General features: G+C 66.8%; 14 protein-coding genes. 7 read left to right on the top strand and 7 right to left on the bottom strand.

Annotation, left to right across the window (positions count from 1 at the left end; genetic code table 11):
* Positions 1–82: 82 nt before the first annotated feature.
* From ilvA to PIN01S_RS01625, 3 genes are read left to right on the top strand one after another with little or no spacing between them, the layout of a single operon-like run.
* Entirely contained in the window at positions 83–1597 is a 1515-nt protein-coding gene (ilvA, locus tag PIN01S_RS01635; RefSeq protein ID WP_084333244.1) for a threonine ammonia-lyase, biosynthetic, read from the top strand.
* A gap of 16 nt (positions 1598–1613) precedes the next feature.
* The gene (locus PIN01S_RS01630) at positions 1614–2882 is read left to right on the top strand and encodes an SDR family oxidoreductase (protein ID WP_084333242.1); all 1269 of its coding nucleotides are present in this window, start codon (positions 1614–1616) and stop codon (positions 2880–2882) included.
* The gene (locus PIN01S_RS01625; RefSeq protein WP_084333240.1) at positions 2879–3346 is read left to right on the top strand and encodes a DUF2269 family protein; all 468 of its coding nucleotides are present in this window, start codon (positions 2879–2881) and stop codon (positions 3344–3346) included. The genes PIN01S_RS01630 and PIN01S_RS01625 overlap by 4 nt, the downstream gene beginning before the upstream one ends.
* 753 nt (positions 3347–4099) lie before the next feature.
* Here PIN01S_RS01625 and PIN01S_RS01620 read toward each other — a convergent pair.
* From PIN01S_RS01620 to PIN01S_RS01610, 3 genes are read right to left on the bottom strand one after another with little or no spacing between them, the layout of a single operon-like run.
* On the bottom strand, positions 4100–5200 hold the full coding sequence (locus tag PIN01S_RS01620) for a DNA methyltransferase (RefSeq protein ID WP_084333238.1): 1101 nt from the start codon (positions 5198–5200) through the stop codon (positions 4100–4102).
* Positions 5193–6296, bottom strand: coding sequence for a radical SAM protein (locus PIN01S_RS01615; protein WP_212633047.1), 1104 nt, complete (start codon positions 6294–6296; stop codon positions 5193–5195). Before PIN01S_RS01615 ends, PIN01S_RS01620 begins: the two co-directional genes overlap by 8 nt.
* A gap of 13 nt (positions 6297–6309) precedes the next feature.
* Complete coding sequence (locus PIN01S_RS01610) at positions 6310–6963, bottom strand: histidinol-phosphatase (RefSeq protein WP_084333236.1); 654 nt, start codon at positions 6961–6963, stop codon at positions 6310–6312.
* A 145-nt stretch (positions 6964–7108) separates the two neighbouring features.
* Here PIN01S_RS01610 and PIN01S_RS01605 point away from each other — a divergent pair, with 145 nt between their 5' ends.
* Positions 7109–7588, top strand: coding sequence for an RNA pyrophosphohydrolase (locus PIN01S_RS01605; protein ID WP_084333234.1), 480 nt, complete (start codon positions 7109–7111; stop codon positions 7586–7588).
* 12 nt (positions 7589–7600) lie between these two features.
* Positions 7601–9880: a phosphoenolpyruvate--protein phosphotransferase gene (gene ptsP, locus PIN01S_RS01600; protein ID WP_084333232.1), complete on the top strand. Its 2280-nt coding sequence runs from the start codon at positions 7601–7603 to the stop codon at positions 9878–9880.
* Between the two features lie 27 nt (positions 9881–9907).
* On the opposite strand, the gene PIN01S_RS01595 is transcribed toward ptsP, so the two are convergent.
* Positions 9908–10678, bottom strand: coding sequence for an NRDE family protein (locus tag PIN01S_RS01595; RefSeq protein WP_084333230.1), 771 nt, complete (start codon positions 10676–10678; stop codon positions 9908–9910).
* A 285-nt stretch (positions 10679–10963) separates the two neighbouring features.
* Here PIN01S_RS01595 and PIN01S_RS01590 point away from each other — a divergent pair, with 285 nt between their 5' ends.
* Together PIN01S_RS01590 and lgt are read left to right on the top strand one after the other, a co-directional pair.
* A complete protein-coding gene (locus PIN01S_RS01590) occupies positions 10964–11746 on the top strand; it encodes a sulfite exporter TauE/SafE family protein (RefSeq protein ID WP_084333228.1) in 783 nt (260 codons plus the stop codon).
* A gap of 9 nt (positions 11747–11755) precedes the next feature.
* A complete protein-coding gene (gene lgt / locus PIN01S_RS01585) occupies positions 11756–12544 on the top strand; it encodes a prolipoprotein diacylglyceryl transferase (RefSeq protein WP_084333226.1) in 789 nt (262 codons plus the stop codon).
* Positions 12545–12561: 17 nt separating this feature from the next.
* Here lgt and PIN01S_RS01580 read toward each other — a convergent pair whose 3' ends face one another.
* The 3 genes from PIN01S_RS01580 to PIN01S_RS01570 are packed head-to-tail and all read right to left on the bottom strand — an operon-like array spanning position 12562 to position 15968.
* Positions 12562–13890 (bottom strand): cytochrome c, encoded by a 1329-nt coding sequence (locus PIN01S_RS01580; RefSeq protein ID WP_084333224.1) that lies wholly within the window; start codon positions 13888–13890, stop codon positions 12562–12564.
* A 2-nt stretch (positions 13891–13892) separates the two neighbouring features.
* Entirely contained in the window at positions 13893–15476 is a 1584-nt protein-coding gene (locus PIN01S_RS01575; protein ID WP_084333222.1) for a GMC family oxidoreductase, read from the bottom strand.
* A gap of 3 nt (positions 15477–15479) precedes the next feature.
* Positions 15480–15968 (bottom strand): sugar dehydrogenase complex small subunit, encoded by a 489-nt coding sequence (locus PIN01S_RS01570; protein WP_084333220.1) that lies wholly within the window; start codon positions 15966–15968, stop codon positions 15480–15482.
* Positions 15969–16060 lie beyond the last annotated feature (92 nt).

Raw genomic sequence — 16060 nt, 5'->3', positions numbered from 1 at the left:
CTGGTCGGCCGGAGCGGGTGGCCGCGCGCGGCCTCGGCGGAGTAGACTCGCCTATTCCTATTTCCCCGCCGTGAAGCCCGAGATGCTCGAACAGTACGTCAAGAAGATCCTCACCTCGCGCGTCTACGACGTCGCCGTGGAAACGCCCCTGCAACCGGCCCGCCAGCTCTCCGAGCGGCTGGGCAACCAGGTTCTGCTCAAGCGCGAAGACCTGCAGCCGGTGTTCTCCTTCAAGATTCGCGGCGCCTACAACAAGGTGGCGCAGCTCTCGCCCGAGGAGCAGGCGCGCGGCGTGGTCACCGCCTCGGCTGGCAACCATGCCCAGGGCCTGGCGCTGGCGGCGAAGGAGCTGGGGATCAAGGCGACCATCGTGATGCCGCGCACCACCCCCGAGCTGAAGGTCCAGGGCGTGCGCGCCCGTGGCGGCAAGGTGGTGCTGCATGGCGACGCCTTCCCCGAGGCGCTGGCGCATTCGCTGAAGCTGGTGGAGGAAAAGGGCCTCGTCTATATCCACCCCTACGATGACCCGGACGTGATCGCCGGCCAGGGCACCGTGGCCATGGAAATCCTCCGTCAGCATCCCGGCCAGTTGGACGCCATCTTCGTGCCGGTGGGCGGCGGCGGCCTGATCGCCGGCATCGCGGCCTACGTGAAGTACCTGCGCCCGGACGTGAAGGTGATCGGCGTCGAGCCGGATGACTCCAACTGCCTGCAACAGGCCATGGCCGCCGGCGAGCGGGTGGTGCTGCCGCAGGTCGGGCTGTTCGCCGACGGCGTGGCGGTGGCGCAGATCGGCCAGCACACCTTCGACATCTGCAAGCAGTACGTGGACGAGGTGATCACCGTCAGCACCGATGAAATCTGCGCGGCAATCAAGGACATCTACGACGACACCCGCTCGATCACCGAGCCGGCCGGCGCCCTGGCGGTGGCGGGCATCAAGAAATACGTGGAATGCACGAATGTGACGGGCCAGGTGCTGGTGGGCATCGACTCCGGCGCAAACGTCAACTTCGACCGCCTGCGCCACGTGGCCGAGCGTGCCGAGCTGGGCGAAAAGCGCGAGGCGATCATCGCCGTGACCATCCCGGAACAGCCGGGCAGCTTCAAGGCGTTCTGCGAAGCCATCGGCAAGCGGCAGATCACCGAATTCAACTACCGCTACCACACCGACCGCGAAGCGCACATCTTCGTCGGCGTGCAGACCCACCCGGAGAGCGATCCGCGTGCGGCGCTGGTCGCCAGCCTGCGCGAGCAGGGCTTCCCGGTGCTCGACCTGACCGACAACGAACTGGCCAAGCTGCACATCCGCCACATGGTCGGCGGCCATGCGGCGGGCGTCAGCGACGAACTGGTGTTCCGCTTCGAATTCCCCGAGCGGCCCGGCGCGCTGTTCAACTTCCTCAACAAGCTCGGCGGGCGCTGGAACATCTCCATGTTCCACTACCGCAACCACGGTGCCGCCGACGGTCGCGTAGTGGCCGGTTTGCAGGTGCCGGCGGAGGAGCGCCACCTGATCCCCGCTGCGCTGGAGGAGATCGGCTATCCCTTCTGGGACGAAAGCGACAACCCGGCCTACCGGCTGTTTCTCGGCTGAGACTGGAGCCGCGCCGATGCGCATCCTGCTGGTAGGGGCCAGTGGCTTCATCGGCAGGCGGCTGCTGGAGGCCCTGCGTAGCGTGGGGCATGAGGTGGTGGGCACGGCACGCCGGCCACCGGCCGACGGTTTGCCCGGCGTCGAATGGCGGGCGCTCGACTTGGCCCGCCTGGCCGAGGACCCGTCGCATTTTCCCTGGCCGGCGGGCGTCGAACTGGTGATCAACGCGGCGGGCGTCCTCGGCAGCGACGCCGCCGAACTGGCGCGGGTGCAGGACAGCGGTGCGCGGCGCCTGTTCGACCTGGCCGCCGCCCACGGCGCGCGGGTGCTGCAATTCTCGGCCCTCGGCGCGGGCGAGCAGCCCGACATTCCCTTCCTGGCCAGCAAGGCGGCTGCTGATGCCTACCTGCTCGGCCTCGGCATTCCCGCCGTGGTGCTGCGCCCTTCGCTGGTACTGGGCGAAGGCGGTGCCAGCAGCGGCTGGTTTTCCCGTTTGTCGCCCTGGCCGCTGATTCCGCTGCTGGACACCCGAGCCCGAATCCAGCCGCTGCACGTGGATGATCTGGTGGGTGCGGTCCTGGCATTGCTGCGCCGGTGGCCGGAACAGCCCATGGTGTTGCCGTTGGTTGGCCCCGAGCCCATGACCCAGCCGCAACTGATCGATCGCCTGCGCACCGCCCAGGGCTGGGGACCGGCGCGCTACCTGCGCGTCCCGACAGCGCTGGCAGCCATCGGTGCGCGAGTGGGCGCGCTGCTCGGCTGGCGCGCGCTGAACCCGCAGACCGTCCGGCTGGCCCGGCGCGACAATCTGGCGTCGGCGGAGTCCCTTGAACACGCCTGCGGCTTCCGTGCCGCCTCGCTGGCGGAGCGCCTGCACGGCTGGCCGAACCCGGTCGTCAGCGTCACGGCGGCGCTGCGACCGCTGTTGCTGGCGAGCCTGGTGCTGGTCTGGCTGGGCACGGCACTGGTCTGCCTCGGGCCCGGTTATGGCTGGGGATTGCGACTGATGGGCGAGGCCGGGGTCAGCGGCTGGCCGGCGAGCCTGGCGGTGATCGGCGGAGCCCTGCTGGATGGCCTGTTGGGTTTCGGCCTGTTGCTGCCGCGTTGGCGACGCTGGGCCCTGCGCGGGCAACTGATGCTGATGCTCGGCTACATGCTGCTGATCAGCCTGCTGCTGCCGCACTACTGGTTCGACCCCTATGGGGCGGTACTGAAGAACCTCGTGCTCATGGTGGCCACGCTTTGGCTGCTGTGGACCGAGCCTGCTGGCGAGAGAAGGCGATGAGTGCCTACCTGATCCTGAAGACGCTGCACATCCTGTCCTCCACCCTGCTGTTCGGTACCGGGCTCGGTTCGGCCTACTACGCGCTACGCGCCTGGCTGAGCGGGCGCGTCGAGGTGATCGCGGTGACCTTCCGCCACCTGGTCACCGCAGACTGGCTGTTCATCGCCACCACCGCGGTGTTCCAACCCCTCAGCGGCCTCGGCCTGGTGCACCTGGCCGGCTGGCCGCTGACCCAGCCCTGGCTGCTGTGGAGCCTGGGGCTCTACGTACTGGCCGGGCTCTGCTGGCTACCGGTGGTCTGGCTGCAAATCCGCGTGCGCGACATGGCCTGCGAAGCCCTGGAGACCGGTACACCGCTGCCGCCGCTGGCGCACCGCTACATGCGCCTCTGGTTCATCCTCGGCTGGCCGGCGTTCATCGCCTTCGTCGTGATCTTCTTCCTGATGGTGGGGAAGGGCGTGTAGGGGCAAGACACTCCCAGGGCAAATAAAGCCGATGGTTCCCACGCTCTGCGTGGGAACCCCTGTCAGGACGCTCCGCGTCCCGCTCGCTGCAAGCGGACGCGGAGCGTCCGAGGCTGCATTCCCACGCAGAGCGTGGGAACGATCTGTACGGGTGGATTGAACACATGGGTAGGAGCCAGCTCTGCTGGCGAAGCTTTCGATGGGGAGCGAATTTCTGATGGTTCCCACGCTCCCGCGTGGGAACCCTCTGCCAGGGCGCTCCGCGCCCGCTCGCTGCAAGCGGACGCGGAGCGTCCGAGGCTGCATTCCCACGCGGAGCGTGGGAACGATCTGTACGAGTGGATTGAACACATGGGTAGGAGCCAGCTCTGCTGGCGAAGCTTTCGGTGGGGAGCGAATTTCTGATGGTTCCCACGCTCCCGCGTGGGAACCCCATGCCAGGGCGCTCCGCGCCCGCTCGCTGCAAGCGGACGCGGAGCGTCCGTGGGCGCATTCCCATCCGTATGGGTTGGATTGGACACATATGTAGGAGCCAGCTCTGCTGGCGAACCTTTCGATGGTTCGAGCAGATTCAGGCAGGTCCAGCCATTACCTTCATCAATCGTTCCCGCTGCCCTGTATTCTGATGGTTCCCACGCTCCCGCGTGGGAACCCTTGCCAGGGCGCTCCGCGCCCGCTCACTGCAAGCGGACGCGGAGCGTCTGGGGCGGCATTCCCACGCGGAGCGTGGGAATGATTCGGGGATGCAGATGATCAGGACGCGACCAGCAACCCCTGGCATATCTGGGTGCGGTCGAGGCGTGCCGCCACCGGTTCGCTGTCCTGCTCGAAGGTCAGGTCCAGGCGCAGCAAGCCTCCACTGCGGTCCAGGCGTTCGGCGCGGAAGTAGTAGCGGCCCCGGTAGTCCGCCAGGGCGATGGGCAGCGTCAGCGATTGCTGCCAGCAGCTCAGGCGGAAGTGGTGGGCTTGCAGCCAGCCGAGCAGGGCGTTGAGGCGGTCTTCGTCGGGCGCCACCAGCAGGTCCACGTCTGCTGGTGGTTGGGCGCTCGTGCTGGTCAGCCAGGTGGCGAAGCTGCCGTAGATTGCAAAGGCGAACCCGGCGTCCCGCAAGGCGCGCAGCAGTGTCAGCGCATCGTCCGTATCCAGCGTGCTGCCCTGTTTGCGGAAGATCAGCGCGTATTCGTGGCTGCGGTCGCTGCGGCTGCTGAAGGCAGGCAGCGGTTCGACCGGCTTCGGGTAGAGCAGGATGCGCTCTTCGCAGAGTTCGAACAGCCCGCCGACGCGCTGGGCCACGTCCCAGGCGAGTGGCACGCAGCGGTCTCCGAGCCGAAGGTTTTCCGCCATCAGGATGCAATGACGACCGGGCGCCAGGAGATCGCGGATGCGGTGAAAGCGTTCCACCAATCCGTCCAAGTACTGCTCGTAATGGGCGGCGGCATAGAGTTGCGCCGGCCCGGCGTCGGCCGGCCAGTCGCAGCCGAAGTAGGGGATGTTGGTCAGGCAGAGGTCCACCGGATCGGCGGGCGGGGCCTCAAGCAAATCCGAGGCGATGACTTCGGCTCCTTCCGCGTTCAGCCGGCGCAGGCGCTCGCGGGACAGCTCGGCACGGGCCGGGTCGATCTCGTAGCCGAGCCCGCGGCGGCCTTCCAGATGCGCTGCCACCAGGGTGCTGGCGAAGCCGCAGAAGGGGTCGAGCACCTGCTCGCCCGGTCGCGAGAACTGGCGGATGAACGGCCGCATCTGCTCGACCCAACCGCAGTCGCGGGCGCCGAGCGGGTCGTGTTGGCGCAGGTCGTCGGGCAGGCGGTAGGCCGGGTCTTCATGCTCCAGCAGGAGCCAGCTGCGGCTATCCATGGCGGGTGTCCAGCAGCACGTCATGCCCCGGCTGCCAGCCGGCACAGAGCTGGCCGTTGGCGAAGTACACGAGCTTGTAGACCCGTCCCTCGGCGTGGCGGTCGTGCATGGTGCGGTAGTCCGAGCATTCGAAGATTACGTCCAGGCCGCTGCGGTGGCGCAGGCGCAGGTTCCAGAAGTAGTAGCCGTCGGTCAGCTCTAGCGGCGTCAGCGCCGGGTCGGCCAGGCAGGCCAGCAGCAACGGTTCCAGCGCCACGCGGGCATCCTGCACGTAGCGATGGGTGGCGTTGGTCCGGTAGCTGCCGTCCAGCCGCGACAGCTCGCGGAAGATCACCGTCCGGGCGCCGAGACGGTTGGCCCAGTCGAGGTATTGCGCCACGGTCTGCGGCGAATCCACCCCGCTGCGCTGCAGCAGGCAGACCAGCCGCAGCGGTACCTGGGCGGCGATCTGCCGGGCGGTGTGCTCGAACATCTCCGCCTCGGCAATCGCCTCGCCGGGCCGGAAGCGCATGATTCGCTGGTTCGCCGTGGCGTCCGGGTGATGGCGCGACAGCTCCAGCCAGCTCAGGCCGAAGTCGCGCAAGGCGGCGAGCAGTTCCGTGCCGCGCGGGCCGGCCAGGCCGGCACCGTTGGAATAGAGCACGCGCTGTTCGACGAACGGGGCCATGCCGGCGTCGTCCAGGGTTTCCAGCAGACGCAGCAGCCAGTCGGCATCGTCGCTGGCTTCCAGGCCGGACAGCGAATAGGACAGCGGCAGCCCGCGCAGGGCATGCAATACCTTGGTCAGTCCGCTGAAATAGTCATCCCTCGGGCGCAAGGTCGCCGCAGCCGTCAGGGGTTCGTGCGTCCGCAGGTTTTCCGAACAGAACAGGCAGCGCGCCGAGCAGGGACGGGCGGAGGCATAGGGTGTCAGGGTGATGGGCTGGGCGAACCGGTAGAGGCGCCCGCCCAGGCGATGGGTGTGCCAGCGCTCCGCCCGTTCCCCCGGTGCCCGCTGGCGGACCGGCAGGCCCTGGTCACTCAGCCGTTGCGCCAGGGCGGAGCCGAGCAGTGGAGTGTGGTCGCTGGCCAGCAGCGTTGCCGTCGAGCCGTCCATGGTCGCGCTCCTATCAGCGCAGGGAAATTACCGGCCAGCCGCGTTTTTCCGCCTCGGCGCGCAGGATCGGGTCCGGATCGACCGCCACCGGATGGCTGACCCGCTCCAGCAACGGCAGATCGTTGCGCGAGTCGCTATAGAAGTAGCTGCCCTCCAGGCTCAGGCCGGTTTCGCCGAGCCAGCGCTCCAGGCGGGTGACCTTGCCTTCCTGGTAGCAGGGCACGTCGGTGGTGCGGCCGGTGTAGCGGCCGTCCTGCATCTCGCATTCGGTGGCAAGCAGGGTCTCGACGCCCAGGCGCGCGGCGATCGGCCCGGTGACGAAGCGGTTGGTGGCGGTGATGATCACCAGCCTGTCGCCGGCGGCGCGGTGTTGTTCCAGCAGGGCTTCGCCCTTGGCGAGGATGATCGGCTCGATGCAGTCGCGCATGAACTCGCGGTGCCACTGTTCGAGCTGGGCCATCTCGGTGCGGCCGAGAATTTCCAGGCAGAAATTCAGGTAGTCGCGGATGTTCAGGCGGCCGGCGAGGTAGTCCTGGTAGAAGGCATCGTTGCGCGCCTTGTAGGCCACGCCGTCGAGAATGCCGCGCTCGCACAGGTAGTCGCCCCAGGCATGGTCGCTGTCGCCGGCCAGCAGGGTGTTGTCGAGATCGAACAGAGCCAAACGCACGGGTGATATCTCTTGCTGGGTATAGAAGGAGGGCGGCTAGAGTAGCCCCTTTTCGCCGGCCTGCCCATTGCGCCAGCCCTTGCGTTGCTGCTCTCACGGGCTTTGTGGAACAATGCCGGAACATGCGTTTGCGAGGTTGTCAGCCGTGATCGATCCCGATGGTTTCCGCCCGAATGTCGGCATCATCCTGACCAATGATCTGGGACAGGTGCTCTGGGCGCGGCGTATCAACCAGGATGCCTGGCAATTTCCGCAGGGAGGCATCAACGCCGCCGAGACGCCCGAAGAAGCGCTGTATCGCGAATTGAACGAAGAAATCGGTCTCGAGCAGCAAGATGTGCAAATTCTTGCCTGCACCCGGGGCTGGTTGCGTTATCGTCTGCCTCAGCGCCTGGTGCGCACCCACAGCCAGCCGCTGTGCATCGGTCAGAAGCAGAAGTGGTTCCTGTTGCGTCTGCTATCCGACGAGCAGCGGGTGCGGATGGACGTGACCGGCAAACCGGAATTCGACGGTTGGCGCTGGGTCAGTTACTGGTACCCGCTGGGCCAGGTGGTGACCTTCAAGCGTGAAGTCTACCGAAGAGCCCTGAAAGAACTTGCCCCGCGCCTGCCGGCGCGCGATTGACGGACCCCGAGCATGCTCAACACGCTGCGTAAGATCGTCCAGGAAGTAAACGCCGCCAAGGATCTCAAGACGGCGCTGGCGATCATCGTGCAGCGGGTCAAGGAGGCCATGGGCAGCCAGGTGTGCTCGGTCTATCTGCTCGATCCTGAATCCAACCGCTTCGTGCTGATGGCCACCGAGGGCCTGAACAAGCGCTCCATCGGCCGCGTCAGCATGGCGCCCAACGAGGGCCTGGTGGGCCTGGTGGGCACCCGCGAGGAGCCGCTCAACCTCGAGAACGCCGCCGACCACCCCCGTTATCGCTACTTCGCAGAGACCGGCGAGGAGCGTTATGCCTCCTTTCTCGGCGCGCCGATCATCCACCATCGTCGGGTAATGGGCGTACTGGTGGTGCAGCAAAAGGAGCGCCGCCAGTTCGACGAAGGCGAGGAAGCCTTCCTGGTCACCATGAGCGCCCAGCTCGCCGGGGTCATCGCCCATGCCGAGGCCACCGGTTCCATCCGTGGCTTGGGCCGGCAGGGCAAGGGCATCCAGGAGGCCCGTTTCGTCGGCGTGCCCGGTGCGCCCGGCGCCGCCGTCGGGACCGCGCTGGTGGTGCTGCCGCCAGCCGACCTGGAAGTGGTGCCGGACAAGGCTATCGATGACATCGAGGCCGAGGTCGAGCGCTTCAAGCAGGCGCTGGAAGGGGTTCGCGAAGATATGCGGACGCTGTCCGCCAAGCTCGCCACCCAGTTACGCCCGGAAGAGCGGGCGCTGTTCGACGTCTACCTGATGATGCTCGATGACGCCTCCATCGGCCTTGAGGTCAAGCGCATCATCCGTACCGGGCAGTGGGCCCAGGGTGCGTTGCGGCATGTGGTCATGGAGCACGTCAAGCGCTTCGAACTGATGGATGATGCTTACCTGCGCGAGCGTGCGGCGGACGTCAAGGACCTCGGCCGCCGCCTGCTCGCCTACCTGCAGCAGGAACGCAAGCAGAATCTGGTCTACCCGGACAACACCATCCTGGTCAGCGAGGAACTGTCGCCGTCGATGCTCGGCGAGGTGCCGGAAGGCAAGCTGGTCGGCCTGGTCTCGGTGCTCGGTTCGGGCAACTCCCACGTGGCGATCCTCGCCCGCGCCATGGGCATTCCCACGGTCATGGGCGTGGTCGACCTGCCGTATTCCAAGCTCGATGGCATCGAGCTGATCGTCGATGGTTACCACGGCGAGGTCTACACCAACCCCAGCGAGCTGCTGCGCAAGCAGTACGCCGAGGTGGTCGAGGAAGAACGCCAACTGGCCCAGGGCCTCGCAGCCCTGCGCGCGCTGCCGTGCGAGACGCTGGACGGCCACCGCATGCCGCTGTGGGTCAACACCGGGTTGCTCGCCGACGTGGCGCGCGCCCAGGAGCGCGGCGCCGAGGGCGTCGGCCTGTACCGTACCGAAGTGCCGTTCATGATCAACGAGCGCTTTCCCAGCGAAAAGGAGCAGTTGGCGATCTACCGCGAGCAGCTCGCCGCCTTCCACCCGCTGCCGGTGACCATGCGTACCCTGGACGTCGGCGGTGACAAGGCACTGTCCTATTTCCCGATCAAGGAAGAAAACCCCTTCCTCGGCTGGCGCGGCATCCGCGTGACCCTCGATCACCCGGAAATCTTCCTGGTCCAGGTGCGTGCCATGCTCAAGGCCAGCGAGGGCCTGGATAACCTGCGCATCCTGCTGCCGATGATTTCCGGCACCCAGGAGCTGGAAGAGGCGCTGCACCTGATCCACCGTGCCTGGGGCGAAGTGCGCGACGAGGGCGTGGACATTCCCATGCCGCCGGTGGGCGTGATGATCGAGATTCCCGCCGCCGTTTACCAGACCCGCGAACTGGCGCGCCAGGTGGACTTCCTATCGGTCGGCTCCAACGACCTGACCCAGTACCTGCTGGCGGTGGACCGCAACAATCCGCGTGTCGCCGATCTCTACGACTACCTGCACCCGGCGGTGCTGCAGGCGCTGAGGAAAGTGGTGGAGGATTGCCACCTCGAAGGCAAGCCGGTGAGCATCTGCGGCGAGATGGCCGGGGACCCGTCGGCGGCGGTGCTGCTGATGGCCATGGGCTTCGACAGCCTGTCGATGAACGCCACCAACCTGCCCAAGGTGAAGTGGCTGCTGCGCCAGATCACCCTGGGCAAGGCGCGCGAACTGCTCACCCAGTTGATGAACATCGACAACCCGCAGGTGATCCACAGCTCCCTGCACCTGGCCCTGCGCAACCTGGGCCTCGGCCGGGTGATCAATCCCGCCGCCACTATCCAGGGCTGAACCTCCGTCGCGTTCGGCGACGGAGGCTCAAGCGAGCGTCCTGCCCTCCGCATCCACCCGCAAACTCACCTCGCCCAGATGCCCGCCATGGGGCCCGTAGCTGCGCTCGACGATATGCCGCACGCCATCGGCCTGCATGATCAGCGCCGTGCTGGCGCGGGTGCCGTAGTTGGCGGTGGCGATGAAGAGGCTCGACAGCAGGCGCTCGGTGTTCAGGCCGATGCCGGTATCGGGCAGGATGGCGTCGTCGGCCTGCTCGGCGTCGTGCAACAGGTTCAGCAGTGCCTCCGGATGCGGGGCCTCCAGGCAGTGATGCAGCATCGCCTTGGCCCGCTGCACCTTGGGCCAGGGTGTGTCCAGGTCGGCGTTGGACAACCCATACAGGCCCGCCGGCAGGCAGCGGGCACTGCCGGTGCGGGAGTTGAAATGCCAGAGCTCGCGATCGTCGCCGAGAATCAGGTTGAACACTGAATAATCGTTGGCCCGTTCCGCCACGTCGGCGACGAAGGCTTCCGGGGACAGATCGCCGCGCAGGTACTGCACCGGCAGTTCGCCGCGCGAGCGGCCGCGTGGGGGCTGGCGCGGATCGCGGATATTGGTCAGGGCGGCGAAGCGGCCGCCAGGCGCGATACCCAGCCAGGTACCGCCGGCTTCCAGGTCGCGGCCCGCATAGAGCGAGGGGGACTCTTCCCAGGCCGCCAGCGGCAGGGCCGGGCGGGCGTAGAACTCGTCGCGGTTGGCGGCCAGCACCAGGGGTACGGCGTGACCGGGGCGCCAGGCGAAGGCGATCAGACACATAGCGACTCCTCCGTGAACAACGGCAATTCATGAGACCAGACGGGCTGCCGAGTGCCATGCCGATCCGAACTCGGCATGTGTGCCACAGCCTAGCCCGATTCGAGGGGAACGTGCTGCCTCTTCGGTGCGTTCTTTGGAGCGGTTCAGGGACGAAGGGTGAAATTGGCGATGATTGCGGTGTCGGCAATACCTCGTCGAAGAAAGTCGGGCTGGACGAAGCGGTCGGCGGTGGAGGGGAAGGCGATGCTTCCGTTACCATGCCGCTTTGCTTTTCGGGGGGTAGCCATGGAATTCCTGCTCTACCTGGTGCTGGGGGCGGCGGCTGGCGTACTGGCGGGGCTGTTCGGCGTCGGTGGCGGCATCATCATCGTGCCGGTGCTGGTATTCAGCTTCACCGCACAGGGCTTCGATCCGTCGGTGCTGACTCACCTGGCGGTTGGCACGTCCCTGGCGACCATCGTCTTCACGTCGATCAACTCGGTGCTGGAGCATCAGCGCAAGGGCGCGGTGCGCTGGCCGATCTTCGCCTGGATGACCCTCGGCATCCTGCTCGGTGCGGCGCTCGGCTCGCTGACTGCGGCGGCCATCCAGGGCCCGATGCTACAGAAGATCATTGGCGTGTTCGCCATCGTTATCTCGATTCAGATGGGCCTCGACCTGCGCCCCAAGGCCAGCCGCGATGTGCCCGGCAAGGTCGGCCTGACCGCCGCCGGCGGGGTGATCGGCTGGGCGTCGGCGATCTTCGGGATCGGCGGCGGCTCGCTGACCGTGCCGTTCCTGACCTGGCGCAGCGTGCCCATGCAACAGGCGGTGGCCACCTCGTCGGCCACCGGGCTACCCATCGCCGTGGCCAGCGCGCTGAGCTTCATGGTGCTCGGCTGGCACGACGAGCATCTGCCGGAATGGAGCCTGGGTTTCGTCTACCTGCCGGCGATGGTCGGCATCGCGCTTACCAGTATGTTCTTCGCCCGTTTCGGCGCGCGCCTGGCGCACAAGCTGTCGCCGCGTGTGCTCAAGCGCCTGTTCGCACTGTTGCTGCTGTGCGTCGGCGTGAGCTTTCTTGTTTAAGGAGTCCCGATGCTGCCCTATCCCCAGATTGATCCGGTGGCCATTGCCCTCGGACCGGTAAAAATCCACTGGTACGGCCTGATGTACCTGATCGGCATCGGCGGCGCCTGGTGGCTGGCCTCCCGGCGCCTGGAGCGCTTCGACCCGACCTGGAGCCGGGAGAAACTCTCCGATCTGGTGTTCTGGGTGGCGCTCGGGGTGATCCTCGGCGGACGCCTGGGCTATGTGCTGTTCTACGACCTGCCGGCGTACATCGCCCAGCCGAGCCTGATTCTTCAGGTGTGGAAGGGCGGCATGTCGTTCCACGGCGGCTTGATCGGCGTGATGCTGTCCACTTGGTGGTTCGGCCGGCGCAACGGCAAGAGCTTCTTCGAACTGATGGACTTCATCGCGCCGTTGGTGCCGATCGGCCTGGGCGCCGGGCGGATCGGCAATTTCATCAATGCCGAGCTGTGGGGCAAGGCCACCGACCTGCCCTGGGCGATGATCTTCCCCACCGACCCGCAGCAACTGCCGCGCCATCCTTCCCAGCTCTACCAATTCGCCCTGGAGGGCGTGGCGCTGTTCTGCATCCTCTGCTTCTACTCGCGCAAGCCTCGGCCGACCATGGCCGTTTCCGGCATGTTCGCCCTCTGCTACGGCATCTTCCGCTTCATCGTCGAGTTCGTCCGGGTGCCGGACGCGCAGCTCGGCTACCTCGCCTTCGGCTGGCTGACCATGGGACAGGTGCTTTGCCTGCCGATGATCCTTGGCGGGCTCGGCCTCATCGCCTGGGCCTACAAGCGCCAGGCACGCTGATCCGGTTCCGGCTGCCCTCACCTGGGGCGCAGCCGGGCAACATCCTCCGCATTTACCTTCACCTGCGGATTGCCGAAGCGCTCGAACAGGTAATTGGCCAGCGAGGCGATCTGGGCGTCGTCCAGGCTGTCATGAAAGGCTGGCATGAAGGCGGCGTCGGGGCTGGCTTCATCGCCACGGGATACGCCATTGAGGATCACCTGGAGCAGGTTGGTGGGACTCTGCGCACCGAGCACGGTGTTGCCCATCAGCGCCGGGTAGAAGCCGTCCGCCGCGCCTTCGCCGCTCCAGTGGTGACAACTGGCGCAGTTGCCGAGAAACAACCGGGCACCCTCGTGTTGCGGGTCGGGCCCTGCCTGGCCGGGTTGGCGCACGGGCGTGCCCCGCAGCTTCACCACGTCGTTCGCCGGTGCCCCATATTCGTAGCGGGCCTTGGGGCGGCCGTCGTCGACTGGCGGAACGCTGCGCAGGTAGTCGACGATGGCCTGCAGATCCTCGTCCTTCAAGTAGCGGAAGCTGTGTTGCACCGCCTCGCCCATGGGCCCGGCAGCCTGGGCCTTGCCGGGCGTCGAGCCGGTCCTGAGGTAGCGGAGCAGTTCCTCGTCGCTCCAGCCGCCGATGCCGGCCTTCGGGTGCGAGGTGATGTTGTAGGCATCCCAGCCGCCCAGGCTGCCCCCGGCGAGGAAGCCTTCCTGGCGCTCGTCCAGGGCGATTTCCTGGAAGGCGATCCCGCGTGGTGTGTGGCAGGTGCCGCAATGAGCCAGGGCCTGGACCAGATAGGCGCCGCGGTTCCAGCGCTCGCTCTTGTCCGCGCGCGGCTCGAAGCGTTTCTCGTCGAGAAACAGCCCGTTCCAGACCGCCAGCGGCCAGCGCATGTCCAGTGGCCAGGGGATATCGCTTTCGCGGCTTTCCCGGGCAATGGCATCCACGCCGCCTTGGAGGAAATAGGTGTAGAGCGCGCGCACGTCGTCTTCGCTCAGCTTCGCGTAGGACGGATAGGGCATTGCCGGATAGAGGCGCCGGCCACCCTTGGCGATGCCCTGGCGCACGGCACGGTCGAAATCCTCGAAGCTGTAGTTGCCGATGCCGGTCTTCGGGTCCGGGGTGATGTTAGTGGAGTAGACCGCGCCCAACGGCGTCGCCAGACCCACGCCACCGGCGAAGGGGGCGTTCGGGCTGGCCGTGTGGCAGGCGGCGCAGTCTGCGGCGCGGGCCAGGTATTCGCCGCGGCTGAACAGCCGCGAATCGGCCTGGGACGCCAGCTCATCCTCGGCGGAGAGCCGTGGGGCGGCCCCGATGGGAAAGGCCAATACCCACAACAGGAAGCAAAAAACGGGGCGGCACATGCTCAGACCTCCCCCTTGAGCGATTCCGCGAGCCGCAGGGCGAGGGCGGCGATGGTCAGGCTGATGTTCACGGTACCGACGGTGGGCATCACCGAACCACCGGCGATGAACAGGTTGGGGTGGTCGTGGCTGCGGCAACCGGCGTCCACTACCGAGGTGGCCGGATCGTCACCCATCAGCGTGGTGCCGGCGATGTGATTGTTATTCGCGTAATCGTCGTGAAAGCGTACCTCGCTGCCGCCGAGCGCCTGCGCGGCGGTGGCATAGACCTCACGGGTATGGGCGGCGCTGCGGCGCACGTAATCGTCCAGGGCGTAGGTGAATTCCGGCTTGGGAATGCCCAGGGCGTCCTTCTCCGTGGCGCTGGGCACGATGCGGTTTTCCGGACGTGGCAATATCTCGTGGAAGCTGTCCAGACGCACGAAGCGCGCGGTGCGGTCGCGGATGCGATCCTCCAATGCCTTTCCGAAACGCAGCGGGCCGTTGCGCAGTTCGCCGAGGGTCACTTCGTCGAGGCGGCTGAGGTTGGAGGGATGGATCTTCTTGGCGGCGAACTCACTGCGGAAAGGGCCGTCGCGGAAATCCACCAGGGAGGTCATTTCCTGGGGGCCGCGTCCTGCCCAGAGCGGTTCGTCGGCGAAGAAGCTGACGCCAGTGCCGGGGTGGTCCATCAGGTTGCGGCCGACCAGCCCCGAGCGGTTGCCGACCCCTGCCATCAGCATCAGCTTGGCGGTCTCCACGCCGTTGGCCGCGAGCACGAAGACCTTGCCTTCGACCCGGTGCTCGGCGCCGGCAGGGTCCTTGTAGAGCGCGGCGCGGATGCGCTGCCGGTCATCGCGCTCCAGGCCGTGGACGACGGCATTGGCGATCAGCCGGGCGCCGGCCTTTTCCGCCTTTTCCACATGCATGATGCCGTTGTACATGGCCCCGATCGGACACAGCGGCATGCAGTTGTTATTGCCGCAGCAGGTCGGGCGCTCGTCGTAGGGCCGGCTGTTGCGCGCCACCGGCTCGGTGACGACACGAAAACCATGGGCGTTGAGCACCTCCTTGATGCGCCGGTCGTTATACGACAGCGGCAGCGGCTCCATGGGATAAGGGTCGGAGCGCGGCGAGCCGAGGTCCTCGTCGTTCGGCCCCCAGACGCCCATCTCCGCTTCGGCCTGGGCATACCAGGGTTCGAGGTCTTCGTAGCCGATCGGCCAGTCCAGCCCCACGCCATACAGGCTTTTCAGCTTGAAATCGCTGGGCAGGAAGCGCCAGGTCGCCGCCGCCCAGTGCCAGGTGGTACCGCCGACCAGGCGCAGGTACTGGACGTTGTAGGGATGGTCGCCTTTCTGGATCAGGTAGTCATTATTCACATGAATCATGGGGTGCGGCGCATGTTCCGTCGCGGGATAGGGTGCCTGGAAGTCGCTCTTGTCCGGCTGGTTGCGGAAGCGCTCGAGGATTTCCCAGCGGCTCAGCCGGGGGCCTGCTTCCAGCAACAACACGTCCTTGCCGGACTCGGCCAGGCGATGGGCGATCATGCCGCCGGCCAGCCCGGCGCCGATCACCACATAGTCGGCGTAATCGCTGTCGGCCATGGCTCAGGTCTCCTGGCCAGGTAGCGTCGCCCAGTCGCCGGGGCGAGTCGCGCAGTAGGTGCGGGGTTTCAGCACGTCGGCCACCAGCCCGTGCATCAGTGCCAGCTCGTAGCTGACTAGCACCGTCTGGCCGGGGTCGCCGATATAGCCCAAGTACCAGCCGCTGAGCAGGTCGCGGGTCATGCGCTGCAACGGATCGCTCCACTGCGCCGGGTCCTGCTCCAGGCTGTCGGCCAGTTGTGCCAGCAGGTCGGGAAACTCCGGGTGGCGTTGGGCGAGGATGTCGCGGATGCGTTTACCGATGACTTCTTCCAGCGCCTCGCGCCCGGTAAGCCGACGCGACACCTGCATCAGCGTCTCCAGCGTCTCGTCCCGTGGCGCCGCGCCGAGCGGCCAGGAGGCCGACAAGGCACAGCCGGCGGTACCGGCACAGAACGCGCCGAGCAGTCGGCGCCGGGTCAGGAACGCAGCGGACAGCGGGTTGGGCGACATAGGGCTCCTCGTAGCGATGACAGAATCACGTCATGCGAGCGAACACCTATACCTGACCACCGGCTATCGCCTCGGTTCAGCTTGGGGGTGTT

Origin of the sequence: Pseudomonas indica NBRC 103045, assembly GCF_002091635.1 — a bacterium.
GTDB classification, from domain to species: domain Bacteria; phylum Pseudomonadota; class Gammaproteobacteria; order Pseudomonadales; family Pseudomonadaceae; genus Pseudomonas_M; species Pseudomonas_M indica.
The sequence above is the reverse complement of the archived record's forward strand: the minus strand, read 5'-3'. Positions and strand labels throughout refer to the sequence as shown.